Raw genomic sequence first — 14,883 nt, forward strand, 5'->3', positions numbered from 1 at the left:
ATGAAATTAATGGAGGCGCCACCCAGATTTGAACTGGGGATAAAGCTTTTGCAGAGCTTTGCCTTACCACTTGGCTATGGCGCCATATGAAAACTTTGGAGCGGACGACGGGAATCGAACCCGCGACCCTCGCCTTGGCAAGGCGATGCTCTACCGCTGAGCCACGTCCGCATAAAATGGCTGGGGATATAGGATTTGAACCTATGCATGACGGAGTCAAAGTCCGTTGCCTTACCGCTTGGCTAATCCCCAATAACATTTTAAAATAAAAGGGGCGACTGATGGGTCTCGAACCCACGAATGCCGGAACCACAATCCGGTGCGTTAACCACTTCGCCACAATCGCCATATTAAACTAATATTGTTGCTGTTCTTCTTAAAGTAAATGGGGCGACCGATGGGACTTGAACCCACGAATGCCGGATCCACAAACCGGTGCGTTAACCCCTTCGCCACGACCGCCATATTAAACTTTAGAGAAAGACTTTAGATAAAGATTGGCAGGGGCAGCAGGAATTGAACCCACACCAACGGTTTTGGAGACCGTTGTTCTACCTTTAAACTATGCCCCTAAAAAAAATGGTGGGGGATGATGGATTCGAACCACCGAACACGTACGTGAGCAGATTTACAGTCTGATGCGTTTGGCCACTTCGCTAATCCCCCAAAGATGGTGCCGGCGAGAGGACTTGAACCCCCAACCTACTGATTACAAGTCAGTTGCTCTACCAATTGAGCTACACCGGCATATTAAGTTGTATACTATATGGTGGCTCGAGACGGATTCGAACCGCCGACACGAGGATTTTCAGTCCTCTGCTCTACCGACTGAGCTATCGAGCCAAGAAAATGGCGGAACCGACGAGATTCGAACTCGCGATCTCCTGCGTGACAGGCAGGCATGTTAGGCCAACTACACCACGGTTCCAAAAGATATAATTACTTGATGAAAATTGGTTGCGGGGGCAGGATTTGAACCTGCGGCCTTCGGGTTATGAGCCCGACGAGCTACCGGGCTGCTCCACCCCGCGTCGTTCTTAAATGAATATGGTGGAGGCTGAGGGGATCGAACCCCCGACCCTCTGCTTGTAAGGCAGATGCTCTCCCAGCTGAGCTAAGCCTCCATGTTATGACCCGTATGGGATTCGAACCCATGTTACCTCCGTGAAAGGGAGGTGTCTTAACCCCTTGACCAACGGGCCATGCTAATAAACTTTGTGGCGGAGAGAGAGGGATTCGAACCCTCGAGACGCTTGTGGCGCCTACACGATTTCCAATCGTGCTCCTTCGGCCAAACTCGGACACCTCTCCATAAATGGCTCCCCGAACAGGACTCGAACCTGTGACAACTCGATTAACAGTCGAGTGCTCTACCAACTGAGCTATCAGGGAATATGGTGGGCCTTAGTGGACTCGAACCACCGACCTCACCCTTATCAGGGGTGCGCTCTAACCAGCTGAGCTAAAGGCCCTTTTTAAGACACATCAATATTAAGGGCAAAAAAAATACCACGGGTAATGTGGTTGTCCGCTTGGCGACGTCCTACTCTCCCAGGACCCTTCGGTCCAAGTACCATCGGCGCTGGAGGGCTTAACGGTCGTGTTCGGGATGGGTACGTGTGGAACCCCTCCGCTATCGCCACCAAACGGGCATTTACAGCGTAAATGCTCAGGCTTGATGCCTGAAAACTGAATCCGAATTGAATTTGCGTATTAAGTATAGGATAAGCCCTCGACCGATTAGTATTGGTCAGCTCCATGCATTACTGCACTTCCACCTCCAACCTATCTACCTCGTCGTCTTCAAGGGGTCTTACTAATTGGGAAATCTCATCTTGAGGGGGGCTTCACGCTTAGATGCTTTCAGCGCTTATCCCGTCCGTACGTAGCTACCCAGCCATGCTTCTGGCGAAACAACTGGTGCACCAGCGGTACGTCCATCCCGGTCCTCTCGTACTAAGGACAGCTCCTCTCAAATTTCCTGCGCCCACGACAGATAGGGACCGAACTGTCTCACGACGTTCTGAACCCAGCTCGCGTACCGCTTTAATGGGCGAACAGCCCAACCCTTGGGACCTACTTCAGCCCCAGGATGCGATGAGCCGACATCGAGGTGCCAAACCTCCCCGTCGATGTGGACTCTTGGGGGAGATAAGCCTGTTATCCCCAGGGTAGCTTTTATCCGTTGAGCGATGGCCCTTCCATGCGGTACCACCGGATCACTAAGTCCGACTTTCGTCCCTGCTCGACTTGTAGGTCTCGCAGTCAAGCTCCCTTATGCCTTTGCACTCTTCGAATGATTTCCAACCATTCTGAGGGAACCTTGGAACGCCTCCGTTACTCTTTAGGAGGCGACCGCCCCAGTCAAACTGCCCGCCTGACACGGTCCCCGTACCCGATTAGGGTACTAGGTTAGAACCTAGATACGATCAGGGTGGTATCCCAACGGCGCCTCCACCGAAGCTTGCGCTCCGATTTCTACGGCTCCCACCTATCCTGTACAGATCGTACCCAAATTCAATATCAAGCTGCAGTAAAGCTCCATGGGGTCTTTCCGTCTTGTCGCGGGTAACCTGCATCTTCACAGGTATTAAAATTTCACCGGATCTCTCGTTGAGACAGCGCCCAAGTCGTTACGCCATTCGTGCGGGTCAGAATTTACCTGACAAGGAATTTCGCTACCTTAGGACCGTTATAGTTACGGCCGCCGTTTACTGGGGCTTCGGTTCATAGCTTCGGGTTACCCCTAACCACTCCCCTTAACCTTCCAGCACCGGGCAGGCGTCAGCCCGTATACTTCGCCTTGCGGCTTCGCACAGACCTGTGTTTTTGCTAAACAGTCGCTTGGGCCTTTTCACTGCGGCCCCCTCGTGCTATTCACACTACCGGGGCACCCCTTCTCCCGAAGTTACGGGGTCATTTTGCCGAGTTCCTTAACGAGAGTTCTTCCGCGCGCCTTAGAATTCTCTTCTCGCCTACCTGTGTCGGTTTGCGGTACGGGCACCTTCTCCTGGCTAGAGGCTTTTCTTGGCAGTGTGAGATCATGACCTTCGCTACTGTAATTTTCGCTCCCCATCACAGCCCAGCCTTAATGATGTGCGGATTTGCCTACACATCAGCCTCACTGCTTAGACGGACATATCCATCAGTCCGCGTCACTACCCTCCTGCGTCACCCCATCGCTCATAGCGGATTACGGTGGTACAGTAATTTCAAACTGTTGTCCTTCGACTACGCCTTTCGGCCTCGCCTTAGGTCCCGACTTACCCTGAGCGGACGAGCCTTCCTCAGGAAACCTTGGGCTTTCGGCGGATCAGATTCTCACTGATCTTTTCGTTACTCATACCGGCATTCTCACTTGTATGCTGTCCAGCGCTCCTTACGGTACACCTTCAACCCACATACAACGCTCCCCTACCCCAGATACATACGTATCTAGCCATAGCTTCGGTGGTGTGTTTAGCCCCGTTACATTTTCGGCGCAGAGTCACTCGACCAGTGAGCTATTACGCACTCTTTCAATGGTGGCTGCTTCTAAGCCAACATCCTGGTTGTCTGTGCAACTCCACATCCTTTCCCACTTAACACACACTTGGGGACCTTAGCTGATGGTCTGGGCTGTTTCCCTTTTGACAATGGATCTTAGCACTCACTGTCTGACTCCCGGCAATAAGTATATGGCATTCGGAGTTTGACTGAGCTTGGTAATCCTTGCGGACCCCGCACCCAATCAGTGCTCTACCTCCACTACTCTTATACCGAGGCTAGCCCTAAAGCTATTTCGGGGAGAACCAGCTATCTCCGAGTTCGATTGGAATTTCTCCGCTACCCCCACCTCATCCCCGCATTTTTCAACATGCGTGGGTTCGGGCCTCCAGTGCGTGTTACCGCACCTTCACCCTGGACAGGGGTAGATCACACGGTTTCGGGTCTACGTCCACATACTCAATCGCCCTATTCAGACTCGCTTTCGCTGCGGCTCCGTCTTCTCGACTTAACCTTGCATGTTAAACGTAACTCGCCGGTTCATTCTACAAAAGGCACGCCATCACCCATAGATAGGGCTCTGACTTTTTGTAAGCACACGGTTTCAGGTTCTATTTCACTCCCCTTCCGGGGTGCTTTTCACCTTTCCCTCACGGTACTGTTTCACTATCGGTCGCCAGGTAGTATTTAGCCTTAGCAGATGGTCCTGCTGGATTCATACGGGGTTTCACGTGCCCCGCACTACTCGGGATCCGTCTCGGAGAGAACACAGTTTAGGTTACAGGGCTTTTACCTCTATCGCGGGCCTTTCCAGACCTCTTCACCTACCATATTCCTTTGTAACTCCATGTGAGACGTCCCACAACCCCTAAGAGCAAGCTCTTAGGTTTAGGCTGTTCCGCGTTCGCTCGCCGCTACTGACGGAATCACTATTGTTTTCTCTTCCTCAGGGTACTTAGATGTTTCAGTTCCCCTGGTCTGCCTCTACATCTCCTATGTGTTCAGAGATGAGTAACTGCGAATTACCACAGCTGGGTTTCCCCATTCGGACACCCCCGGATCAAAGCTTGCTTACAGCTCCCCGAGGCAGTTTCGTTGTTCGCCACGTCCTTCGTCGGCTCCTGGCGCCTAGGCATCCTCCGTGTGCTCTTATTAGCTTAACCTTGATTTTTCCTAAGAAAAATCTCACTAATAACATTTACTTGTTTACACAAGTTGCTAAAAGATGTTCTAAAACGCAAATTCGTTTCGGTATCCAGTTTTCAAGGATCAAGTTTAAAGATGAGAGCTTAAACTCTCAAAACTGAGCAACGAGTGAGTAACAGGCCTAAACCTGAGATTTGGAAGTTTAACTTCCAATTTGAATGTCTTCATTGCAGAAGACTATTCTCCATAGAAAGGAGGTGATCCAGCCGCACCTTCCGATACGGCTACCTTGTTACGACTTCACCCCAATCATCTACCCCACCTTCGGCGGCTGGCTCCCTTGCGGGTTACCCCACCGACTTCGGGTGTTGTAAACTCTCGTGGTGTGACGGGCGGTGTGTACAAGACCCGGGAACGTATTCACCGCGGCATGCTGATCCGCGATTACTAGCAATTCCGACTTCATGCAGGCGAGTTGCAGCCTGCAATCCGAACTGAGACCGGCTTTGATGGGATTGGCTTCACCTCGCGGCTTCGCTTCCCGTTGTACCGGCCATTGTAGTACGTGTGTAGCCCAGGTCATAAGGGGCATGATGATTTGACGTCATCCCCACCTTCCTCCGGTTTGTCACCGGCAGTCACTCTAGAGTGCCCAACATTACTTGCTGGCAACTAAAGTTAAGGGTTGCGCTCGTTGCGGGACTTAACCCAACATCTCACGACACGAGCTGACGACAACCATGCACCACCTGTCTCCTCTGTCCCGAAGGCCGCCACTATCTCTAGTGGATTCAGAGGGATGTCAAGACCTGGTAAGGTTCTTCGCGTTGCTTCGAATTAAACCACATACTCCACTGCTTGTGCGGGTCCCCGTCAATTCCTTTGAGTTTCAGTCTTGCGACCGTACTCCCCAGGCGGAGTGCTTACTGTGTTAACTTCGGCACCAAGGGTATCGAAACCCCTAACACCTAGCACTCATCGTTTACGGCGTGGACTACCAGGGTATCTAATCCTGTTTGCTCCCCACGCTTTCGCGCCTCAGCGTCAGTTACAGCCCAGAAAGTCGCCTTCGCCACTGGTGTTCCTCCACATATCTACGCATTTCACCGCTACACGTGGAATTCCACTTTCCTCTTCTGTACTCAAGTCACCCAGTTTCCAGTGCGACCTCAGGTTGAGCCCAAGGTTTAAACACCAGACTTAAATGACCGCCTGCGCGCGCTTTACGCCCAATAATTCCGGACAACGCTTGCCCCCTACGTATTACCGCGGCTGCTGGCACGTAGTTAGCCGGGGCTTTCTTCTCAGGTACCGTCACTCCGATAGCAGTTACTCTACCGGACGTTCTTCCCTGGCAACAGAGCTTTACGATCCGAAAACCTTCATCACTCACGCGGCGTTGCTCCGTCAGACTTTCGTCCATTGCGGAAGATTCCCTACTGCTGCCTCCCGTAGGAGTCTGGGCCGTGTCTCAGTCCCAGTGTGGCCGTTCACCCTCTCAGGTCGGCTACGCATCGTCGCCTTGGTGGGCCGTTACCCCACCAACTAGCTAATGCGCCGCAGGCCCATCCCTCAGTGACAGATTGCTCCGTCTTTCATTCTTTCTTCAGGAGAAAAAAGAAATTATCCGGTATTAGCTACCGTTTCCGGTAGTTATCCCAGTCTAAGGGGCAGGTTGCCTACGTGTTACTCACCCGTCCGCCGCTAAGTTATTTTGGAAGCAAGCTTTCAAAATAACTCCGCTCGACTTGCATGTATTAGGCACGCCGCCAGCGTTCGTCCTGAGCCAGGATCAAACTCTCCAATTAGTATTGAAAAGAGCGATATGCTCATTTTGAAACATCTGACGAGAAAATTAATTCTCTAATTTTGGATTTCACTTTCGTGATTCCCTACTCACTCGTTGTTCAGTTTTCAAAGATCAAGCTGTTTATTTCGTCGTTGTGTTGTTCAGCAGCGACCTTTATAATATATCACAGCGTCCTCGTTTTAGTCAACCTTTTTTTAATTTCTTTTTTCGGTTGTCTTTCGAATGTTTTCGAAAGCACATCTCTGTGTCAGAGGGACGAGTTATAATTTAACACATGAACTAGGAAAGAGTCAACCATAAATTTATTAGAATAAATATGAGCGCATCATAATAGCGAGCAAACAAAAAAGAGAGTGCTCAGCCTCTCCCTATCCCTACTTATTTTATCTATAGATTACCGGCAAATCCTGCATCTAATTTCTTCTTTATAAGGTATATCGGATCGCATGCCCCTCTCCCCCATGACCGTCAGCCCATAAAGTAATCTCACGGATTAGCGAACGAGAAACAAGCTTTCGTAAAACTAGGGGCAACTCAGCCTCTAATTGACACAGGCCAGAATGCTGTAGTAATTCTTTTATACTCCATGCTTCCTTACGACTATTCAGAATATTGAAAAGCAATGCACAACAATCCGTCATTTTGGACATGATCCCAAATTCACAGGCTAGAAGAACAAGCTCTACTCTTTGCTCTAAGGTCTCCGTGCTGATGGTTAGTTCCTCATATAGTTTATGGACAGAAGTGTTCATACTTTTAACCTGCTCCCAAACAGCCGGCTCTGGAAATGAACCAGATTCACTCACTTCTATTCTTGCCCAATGATATAGAGCCATCAATACACAGTTATACGCATCCATAATGTAGCCAGCTTCTATATACCGTTTAGATTTCACATACAAATGCAAGAATCGTGCAAACTCCATGAACTCAACTCGTTCCTTAAGAGGCCCTTCAAATTGTAAAATCTCCCGGCGCATATCCCCTAGTATTCCTTTGGGATCCCAGATCACTTCCCCAATCATCAAACTAGTAAGGAGCTCGTTATTATCTCCCGCCATGACAGCCCGCTCCAAAGCGGAAAGGCCAATATGGACTGACTGGGTCCGTGTGTCACCGGCAATGGTGTGGCGAACAATATGTTCTAAATCCTGTTCCTCATGTAAAACTAACACAACCATATCAAAATCGTGAAGTAGCGCGCTTTGAAAAGGAGTACTCCCTTTCTGCCGCAAAGCGACAGCTCCTAAAACATTTTCTTCAAACGTTTCTCCACTCAACAAAGTTACATTGGATAATTCCATGCTTCCCTCCATTAAATTTGGCGAATTTGCGTCCAGTCAGTTATAATTCAGTTATAATTATTATTCTACATATGAAAGACAGTTCCTTCTGGACAACCCAACTATATTTAGTTAGGAGCAAACACTCATGAAGTTTAAAACGGCTAAGATCAACGCTTTTCGCACATGGGGATTACTGCTCACAATGCTCGGAATGGGACTTATGGTTTTGGGTACAGCAGGCATCGTATTCTGGGGATCGACTGGGAAAGTATTCGCTGGAATCGGACTTGTAATCGGTTTAATTTCCATGATGGCAAGTCTTGCGATCTATTTCTGGGCTGGCATGCTCTCAACGAGTGCAGTTCAGCTAGAGTGCCCTGAGTGTCACAAGCTGACCAAGATGCTCGGTAAAACAGACCGCTGTATGTTCTGCCACACCATTCTTACTATGGATCGGGCTGAGGCTACTATTACTGCAGATCAGCTTGAGCATCAGCAACTAAACCACTAAACACACCTTACAGAGGCTCATTACTAACTAGTTAAAATGCACTCAAATATTTGCTAATACAACAAAGAGGCCCCCGATATGGGAGCCTCTTTGTTTGTTATAAATGAAATTATGATTACTTATGAATCTCTTGTAATGCTTCCCATGCTGATGGATTGCTAAAACTGCGATTCCATGATCCGATGCCTCCAAGCCCCATGGACTTAGCAAGCTCAACTCTTGATTTTAAGCTAACCTTATCTTCTATCCATATTTTCTTAAGAGCGCCATCTTCCTTGTACTCTACGTAATTCTGCCCAGCAGCCTTATCAAATGTAGGAGTTAGCTTCTTCTCTTTGATAATTTTTTCAACGGCATTCATACTAACGGATTTGGAGCTTACCTTTGTCTTGCCATCTACTTGAGCCTCAGTCCAGATGCGGGTGTACAATGGGATCCCCAAAATCACCTTCTCAGGCGGCACATTGTCTTCCTCTATGATCCGGCTTATTGAATTTTCTACCCAAGGTAAGGAGGCAACAGAGCCCGCGATAGGGCTAGCTGCCCAATGTTCATCATAAGCCATCACGATTAGATAATCGACTAATGTCCCAAGAGCCTTACGATCAAGGAATGCTGACCACATCTCGCTATTGGATTTAGGTGTCACATCTATGGAGACGATTAGATTCTTAGCCTGAGCCATCGGTTTTAGCTCTCTCATAAATTGAGTGACATTCTCTCCGTCTTTCGTATACACATTCTCAAAATCGATATTAATTCCATCCAAATTGTATAAATCCGAATATTCTAAGATCTGTACGATTGCATTCATCCGTTTCTCATAGCTGGACAATGCCTCAGTAGTCATGTCTGGATCGAAGCTATTGCTAAGCAACCCCCATACCTCTAACCCGCGCCCATGCGCCCACTGCACATACGCACTGTCGGCCTTACTGCGCACATTGCCATCACCATCTATAATACTAAACCAGGTTGGGCTAGCCACGTTAACGCCTGGTAGCTCACCGAAGGTTTCTGGGTTAGGTTTGCGTTGGTAAACAGCCTCCCAATACAAATTCACTGACTTCCCTTTCCAGTTACGTTCAGCGCGTGTTGGCGTGGATTTTTTCGGTTCCACTGTCTTTTGACCATCCCGAACAATGTCACTTGCCTTGGCATAACCTGCATACCCGCTGCTTAATTGTACAAACAGCCAGTCCTTATTTTCTTCATTCCAAATATTCACGACTGCCCCAGGAGACATATCCGCAACTATAGGTGCGTGGATGGATGCCTCATTTCGTAGAGCTACTGACTTGTCGCCTTTTTCACCTTTAACTTTTCCTAGCGAGACAGACTCTCCTGCCGTCATTAGTAGTATTGCTCCGGTATTTGTATCCTCCTGTATTTCAAACCCATATAGATCTTCTAATACATCCGCAGGAAGGTAGGTCACTTTCTCCTTTACTTCAGGTGCTAACCGCAGTTGCAGCGGACGATTGTTCAGACTAGCATCAGTCTTATCCTCCTGCATGTAAAGAAGCTCACTATCCGTTGATAAGATGACCGATTTCGTCTTCTCTTCATAACGAATGGAAGGATCCACATACTCTTGCAACAATGGTAATGGTAATAGCATGCTATCCCCAGTCCCCGAGGCAGAATAACCTGTATGCTCTCCTTTTACAAAGATGGGATGCGCTTGAGCTTTCCAATCTACATCTATGTGCTGACGATTTGGCAATACATAAAACACTACCCAATATGCTGCTGCTACAATGATTAAAAGTCCAAATAACCGCCTAAAAAAACCTCCGCGCTTTTTGACGCGCCTCTGTCCCAGTCTTCTGTCCAAAATATATCCTCCAGATAATAATATGATTTTTAATAGAGTCTAACATTACGATTATAACATCCACTTGGTTTCGTATAACCAGTAGAAAATAGTCATTTATCCTACAAATTGTTATATTCAAGAAGAAATGACGTTGTCGTTCTTATATTTGTAAAAAAATAAAAACGTGAGTCCTCCGCTTTCGGATTTCGCACGTTTAGTGATAACTTGGTAGATAGCCTTAATACCGTTCTATTCTAGTCTTAATGCTGCTTCTCTCTACAACTTTTGCAAAATCCATGCAGCTCCATACGCAATCCTGTAATCTTAAAGCCTGTAGCTTGCTCAGCATGCAGCTCTACATCCCTAAGCGAAGGATAACTGAAATCCTCAATCTTACCGCATTTCTGACATATAACATGATAATGATCAGACACATTGGCATCAAAACGGCTGGAGCTATCCCCATAGGTCAACTCACGAACCATGCCAGCTTCCATAAACATCTTGAGATTATTATATACGGTTGCCACGCTCATGCTCGGAAATTTAGGCTCTAATGCCCGATATATATCGTCAGCTGTAGGATGATTCATTGCTTCCATCAAATACGTAAGAATCGCATGACGCTGGGGCGTTATACGGACACCTGTTGTTTTTAATTGTTCCAATGCATGTTGTACGCCACTCCCCATGACTGTCACCGCCTTTTAAATTTAAAAATAAAAGAAATATTTCTTATAATTGTAAGACTGGGTTTTCAATCTTGTCAACGAAGTCGATACATTATATTCATTATTATATAAGAAAAATTACTTTTTTCAATAACCTCTCACATTTAAGTTGCTGTTTCCCTCAACCTGAATCTTGAACTCACCTGTGCCCACTTCACCAGATATCTTCTTCTTATCAATGGTTAAGGTAGGTAAATCTGAAATAATATCGCCATATCCACTTGAGCCATTCAACTTATAGTTCCCTAACTGCGGCAAATACAATTGAATATCGCCAACTGCACTATAAATGTCCCAGTCTCCTCCGACTTCATGTGAACGAACATCAATGATGCCATTCAAGGATTCTGCATGCAGCTTCGATCTGGCTCCATCAATCTCTAAATTACCATTTTTGCTAGAAATATCGATCTCGGCTTCATTCCCGGTTGCACCGATATTGCCAACTGCCGTTGATAATTTCAAGGCCCCTGTGACATTCCAAGCATTCATATTGCCACCGCTCGTTGATAAATCAACACTGCCCTGGACGGATCTCGCACGCACAGCTCCATTCAGTGTTTTCCCTTTCACATTACCAAAGATACGATGAAGAATAAGTTCTCCATTCCCCGTTTCCAGCGAAATATCTTCGATCGCTTCTATGTTCTGCAGGGTGATCCCACCATTCATAGTGCGAACATCGAGATTAAACCGGCGGTCTTCCGGCAAAGAAATGTCCAAATCCATTCGCGGCTGACGCTTACCTGATTCTCCGTACGCCTTGCTGTTTGAAGTGATTTTTATAGTTGGTCCTTCAACAACATCCACAAAGGACTGCTCCGAAATGGCCTCAGCCATCGGACCTTCCAATTGATCTACCCAAACTGTAGTAGTAATTTGAATATTATCTACGGGAGCCCGATGCAATAAAATATCCCCATTAATACCATCAACGGATATTTTGGCTGTATTTAGCTTCACTGGAACAATAAGCGGAGCCTTCTGAAATTTACTTCCCTTCGCCTCGCCATAGTCGACTGCAGCTGCAGTAAGATTGAGACTCACATTTTTCCACAGATATAAGTAATGTTCTTGTTCGGCAACGATAAACACACTCGCAGCAAGCAATATAGCAGATAAAAGGCCGCGTAAATCCAATCTGATTCTTGTTCCCTTTTGTACAGAGCCTGAACGACCAGAGAAGAAATACATGAACAGGAACTCAATCCCCCATAACACTGGGATGACCGGCCACCACTTCAAGAGTAAAAGCATATAATCCGACCCGTCTCTCCAATCCAGAAACAACGGGATGGCAATAGCAATAAGCAAGACCGATGCCGTATATCTTCCTACACGCCGGTTATGAGACTCATTTTTCTTGCGCGAAACGATTCCTCTGACAATTTCTCTCGCTCCTACATATATACCACCACATAATAAAACTGCAGACACGGCCACTTCGGAGTAATGCTCAATAAAAAATTGCAGCCATGCTGGCTTTTGGCGAAACAGAATGAGAAGCGCTCCCCCTAAAAGAAGTAGAAATCCAAAGGATACGCCAGGTTCACTGACGATACTACGACGCTTAGGAGGTGAAGTTATTTTTGCCACAGAATCATCAAGCTCTTGATCTTCAGGGTAACGGAGAATCTTGTCCGCTGATTGCAGTACATCATACACATTATAGAAATATATCGCCGGAATAATTAGTGCAAGTAAAATAAGCAACGGAACATTAATCTGCATTCCAATGGATGAGAAATAAATTAAAGCTGAGATATCCAATAGTATCAAGAAGATAAAGGTAATTCCTTTGCGGAGAAGCCCAAAGTATAAGTGCCCAGTTCCTGGGATGAGAGCTGCCAATAGTCCAGCGATAAATTTGCGTTTGCGGCGGCGCCGTTTTGGACGTGGAGGGATTATCTTCTTCTGAATCTCACTCTCCGTAGTCTCAAGATCGGCTGAACCCCGCTGCTCTTCCTGCGCTGAGAGCATTGCAGAATCATTTGTCATATCTCGGCTCCTCCTTTCGTAAACATGGGTCTGTGTATATGCTTCTTCAAAGTGAACCACTCCGATAAAAATCAATCAATTCGACACCGGGAGCAACTTCCTGCGATCCCATAGGTACAAAACCATGCTTGCTGTACAAAGAAACGGCAGGCAGGTTTAGCTTCCCCGTAGATACGATGTATTGCTCCATCCCTGGAAAATGTTCAAATACATATTCCAAGAGATTGCTTGCAATACCTCTGCGGAAAAAGTCCGGTCCCACCATCATCCGCGTAATCGTGAGTTTGCCCGGTGATTCTTCTTCTATAGCAATGGCACCCATCAGTTCTTCATCTTCATCAAAGCAGCCGTAAAAATCCTCTTTAGAGTGGCTGAGCATCTCTCTCGTCTCCATAAGCGGCGGGATCTCACGAAACCCTATTAACTCCGCTTCTAGCCGGTAGGCCTTATGCTGGAGGCTCCATAGTTCATTAACGGTACTATCATCCTGGAGGTTTAGCTTAATAATTGTATTCATCCCTGTTAGTCCCCTTATATGCCGCTAAGGGCCTGCCGTTGCCGACAAGCCCTTAGCTTATTACATAAGTATATTACCCCAAGTATAAACAACGTTATCGACTACTAAAGACGATAATCGTTTTAATTGCTCAATACCTCGATCAGAAGTTTATTCGCAAGACCTGGATTTGCCTTACCTTTACTTTCTTTCATAACTTGTCCTACGAGGAAACCGATGGCTTTCTGTTTACCTGCTTTATAATCTTCCACTGATTGTGGATTGGCAGCTACGACAGCTTCCACAATTCCTTTAATGGCACCTTCATCGCTGATTTGTACCAGACCTTTTTCCTCAACGATTGCAGCAGGCAATTTACCGCTCTCTAGCATTTCTTTAAATACCGTTTTAGCGATCTTGCTGCTGATAGTTCCACCTGCAATGAGGCCGATCATTTCCCCGAGCCCTTGCGGCGTAATTTTGACCTGAGACAATTCCAGGTTATTACTATTCAAATAAGCAAGCAGATCACCCATGATCCAGTTAGCTAAAGCCTTGGCATCCTTCGTATAAGTAAGGCACCCTTCGAAAAAGTCCGCTAGCGGTTTAGAGGAAGTAATCACGCCAGCATCATAAGCTGTAAGACCCAGTTCTTCACTGTAGCGAGCTTGTCTTGCATCCGGTAGTTCCGGGATTGTCGAACGAATGGATTCTTTCCAGGCATCGTCAATATGCAGCACGATCAGATCTGGATCTGGGAAATAACGATAATCGTGCGCTTCTTCTTTTCCACGCATAGATAAAGTTTTCCCTTGGGCTTCATCCCAGCGGCGAGTCTCTTGTACAACTACTCCACCATCATCCAGGATCTCAGCCTGACGATATTGTTCATACTCCAGTCCACGCAGCACACCGCGGAAGGAGTTCATGTTCTTAAGCTCTGCTCTAATACCGAATTCCTCTTGTCCTTCTGGACGTAGACTGATGTTCGCGTCACAGCGCATCGATCCCTCTTCCATCTTGACATCGGATACGTCGCAGTATTGCATAATGGCACGGATTTTCTCCAGATAAGCACGAGCTTCCTCTGGCGAGCGCAAGTCTGGTTCAGATACGATTTCGATAAGCGGTGTTCCCACCCGGTTGAAATCGACGAGCGATGCAAAACCGCCATCTACGTGCGTAAGCTTACCCGCATCCTCTTCCAAATGAAGACGAGTAATACCAATCCGTTTCGTTTCTCCATTCACTTCAATGTCGATCCAGCCGTTCAAACCGATAGGTTGATCGAACTGCGAAATCTGATAAGCTTTCGGTGAATCCGGGTAAAAATAGTTCTTGCGGTCGAATTTACTAACATCACCAATGGTACAATTTAGCGCCATCGCTGCTTTCATAGCGTAATCTACCGCTTGTTTGTTAAGAACTGGCAGTACGCCGGGGTGACCCAGGCAGACAGGACAGGTATGCGTGTTAGGCGGAGCTCCAAATTCAGTGGAGCATCCGCAAAAGATTTTGGAGTTGGTATGAAGTTCTACGTGAACCTCTAAGCCGATGACCGTTTCGTATTTAGACATAAGTAATCCCATTCCCTCCTTTA

At 47.1% G+C, this 14,883-nt stretch carries 7 protein-coding genes, 16 tRNA genes and 3 rRNA genes; 1 reads left to right on the forward strand and 25 read right to left on the reverse strand.

Features of this window, described 5'->3' with window-relative positions; translation table 11 throughout:
- Positions 1-10 precede the first annotated feature (10 nt).
- The 20 genes from NST34_RS27695 to NST34_RS27790 form a co-directional block, all read right to left on the reverse strand.
- Positions 11-84: transfer RNA gene (locus NST34_RS27695), tRNA-Cys, on the reverse strand.
- Between the two features lie 12 nt (positions 85-96).
- Positions 97-171, reverse strand: a tRNA-Gly gene (locus NST34_RS27700).
- A gap of 6 nt (positions 172-177) precedes the next feature.
- Positions 178-252 (reverse strand) — tRNA-Gln (locus NST34_RS27705).
- Between the two features lie 21 nt (positions 253-273).
- A tRNA-His gene (locus NST34_RS27710) sits at positions 274-346 on the reverse strand.
- Between the two features lie 40 nt (positions 347-386).
- A tRNA-His gene (locus NST34_RS27715) sits at positions 387-462 on the reverse strand.
- 36 nt (positions 463-498) lie between these two features.
- A tRNA-Trp gene (locus NST34_RS27720) sits at positions 499-572 on the reverse strand.
- Positions 573-580: 8 nt separating this feature from the next.
- Positions 581-666: transfer RNA gene (locus NST34_RS27725), tRNA-Tyr, on the reverse strand.
- A 5-nt stretch (positions 667-671) separates the two neighbouring features.
- A tRNA-Thr gene (locus tag NST34_RS27730) sits at positions 672-747 on the reverse strand.
- A gap of 20 nt (positions 748-767) precedes the next feature.
- Positions 768-843: transfer RNA gene (locus NST34_RS27735), tRNA-Phe, on the reverse strand.
- 7 nt (positions 844-850) lie between these two features.
- Positions 851-928 (reverse strand) — tRNA-Asp (locus NST34_RS27740).
- A gap of 26 nt (positions 929-954) precedes the next feature.
- Positions 955-1,031: transfer RNA gene (locus NST34_RS27745), tRNA-Met, on the reverse strand.
- A gap of 17 nt (positions 1,032-1,048) precedes the next feature.
- Positions 1,049-1,124: transfer RNA gene (locus tag NST34_RS27750), tRNA-Val, on the reverse strand.
- 6 nt (positions 1,125-1,130) lie between these two features.
- A tRNA-Glu gene (locus NST34_RS27755) sits at positions 1,131-1,202 on the reverse strand.
- 16 nt (positions 1,203-1,218) lie between these two features.
- Positions 1,219-1,311: transfer RNA gene (locus NST34_RS27760), tRNA-Ser, on the reverse strand.
- Between the two features lie 5 nt (positions 1,312-1,316).
- A tRNA-Asn gene (locus NST34_RS27765) sits at positions 1,317-1,392 on the reverse strand.
- Positions 1,393-1,395: 3 nt separating this feature from the next.
- Positions 1,396-1,472, reverse strand: a tRNA-Ile gene (locus NST34_RS27770).
- Positions 1,473-1,530: 58 nt separating this feature from the next.
- Positions 1,531-1,647 (reverse strand): 5S ribosomal RNA (gene rrf, locus NST34_RS27775).
- A 73-nt stretch (positions 1,648-1,720) separates the two neighbouring features.
- A 23S ribosomal RNA gene (locus NST34_RS27780) occupies positions 1,721-4,649 on the reverse strand.
- A 233-nt stretch (positions 4,650-4,882) separates the two neighbouring features.
- A 16S ribosomal RNA gene (locus NST34_RS27785) occupies positions 4,883-6,440 on the reverse strand.
- The 16S, 23S and 5S rRNA genes sit together here with 16 tRNA genes alongside, the layout of an rRNA operon.
- A 427-nt stretch (positions 6,441-6,867) precedes the next feature.
- Entirely contained in the window at positions 6,868-7,746 is an 879-nt protein-coding gene (locus NST34_RS27790; RefSeq protein WP_042191792.1) for a nucleotidyltransferase-like protein, read from the reverse strand.
- 127 nt (positions 7,747-7,873) lie between these two features.
- Between NST34_RS27790 and NST34_RS27795 the strand changes: the two genes are divergently transcribed.
- Positions 7,874-8,239 carry a DUF2614 family zinc ribbon-containing protein gene (locus NST34_RS27795; protein WP_076285462.1) on the forward strand — a complete coding sequence of 122 codons (366 nt, stop codon included), beginning with the start codon at positions 7,874-7,876 and terminating at the stop codon, positions 8,237-8,239.
- A gap of 115 nt (positions 8,240-8,354) precedes the next feature.
- On the opposite strand, the gene NST34_RS27800 is transcribed toward NST34_RS27795, so the two are convergent.
- From NST34_RS27800 to gatB, 5 genes are all read right to left on the reverse strand, one after another.
- Positions 8,355-10,076, reverse strand: coding sequence for a glycosyl hydrolase family 18 protein (locus tag NST34_RS27800; RefSeq protein ID WP_341129177.1), 1,722 nt, complete (start codon positions 10,074-10,076; stop codon positions 8,355-8,357).
- A gap of 242 nt (positions 10,077-10,318) precedes the next feature.
- Positions 10,319-10,750, reverse strand: coding sequence for a Fur family transcriptional regulator (locus NST34_RS27805; protein ID WP_042191799.1), 432 nt, complete (start codon positions 10,748-10,750; stop codon positions 10,319-10,321).
- A gap of 126 nt (positions 10,751-10,876) precedes the next feature.
- Entirely contained in the window at positions 10,877-12,787 is a 1,911-nt protein-coding gene (locus tag NST34_RS27810; protein WP_341129178.1) for a DUF4097 family beta strand repeat-containing protein, read from the reverse strand.
- A 46-nt stretch (positions 12,788-12,833) separates the two neighbouring features.
- Entirely contained in the window at positions 12,834-13,304 is a 471-nt protein-coding gene (locus NST34_RS27815) for a GNAT family N-acetyltransferase (RefSeq protein WP_076285464.1), read from the reverse strand.
- Positions 13,305-13,426: 122 nt separating this feature from the next.
- Positions 13,427-14,872, reverse strand: a complete 1,446-nt coding sequence (gatB, locus tag NST34_RS27820; protein ID WP_076285465.1) for an Asp-tRNA(Asn)/Glu-tRNA(Gln) amidotransferase subunit GatB — start codon at positions 14,870-14,872, stop codon at positions 13,427-13,429.
- Positions 14,873-14,883 lie beyond the last annotated feature (11 nt).

This window comes from Paenibacillus sp. FSL H7-0714, from assembly GCF_038003765.1.
GTDB lineage: Bacteria > Bacillota > Bacilli > Paenibacillales > Paenibacillaceae > Paenibacillus_AQ.

What these genes read in the sequence shown, in the direction of transcription:
- NST34_RS27790 (WP_042191792.1), bottom strand. Translation starts at nt 7,746, where the DNA reads ATGGAATTATCCAATGTAACTTTGTTGAGTGGAGAAACGTTTGAAGAA.
- NST34_RS27795 (WP_076285462.1), top strand. Translation starts at nt 7,874, where the DNA reads ATGAAGTTTAAAACGGCTAAGATCAACGCTTTTCGCACATGGGGATTA.
- NST34_RS27805 (WP_042191799.1), bottom strand. Translation starts at nt 10,750, where the DNA reads ATGGGGAGTGGCGTACAACATGCATTGGAACAATTAAAAACAACAGGT.
- NST34_RS27810 (WP_341129178.1), bottom strand. Translation starts at nt 12,787, where the DNA reads ATGACAAATGATTCTGCAATGCTCTCAGCGCAGGAAGAGCAGCGGGGT.
- NST34_RS27815 (WP_076285464.1), bottom strand. Translation starts at nt 13,304, where the DNA reads ATGAATACAATTATTAAGCTAAACCTCCAGGATGATAGTACCGTTAAT.
- gatB (WP_076285465.1), bottom strand. Translation starts at nt 14,872, where the DNA reads ATGGGATTACTTATGTCTAAATACGAAACGGTCATCGGCTTAGAGGTT.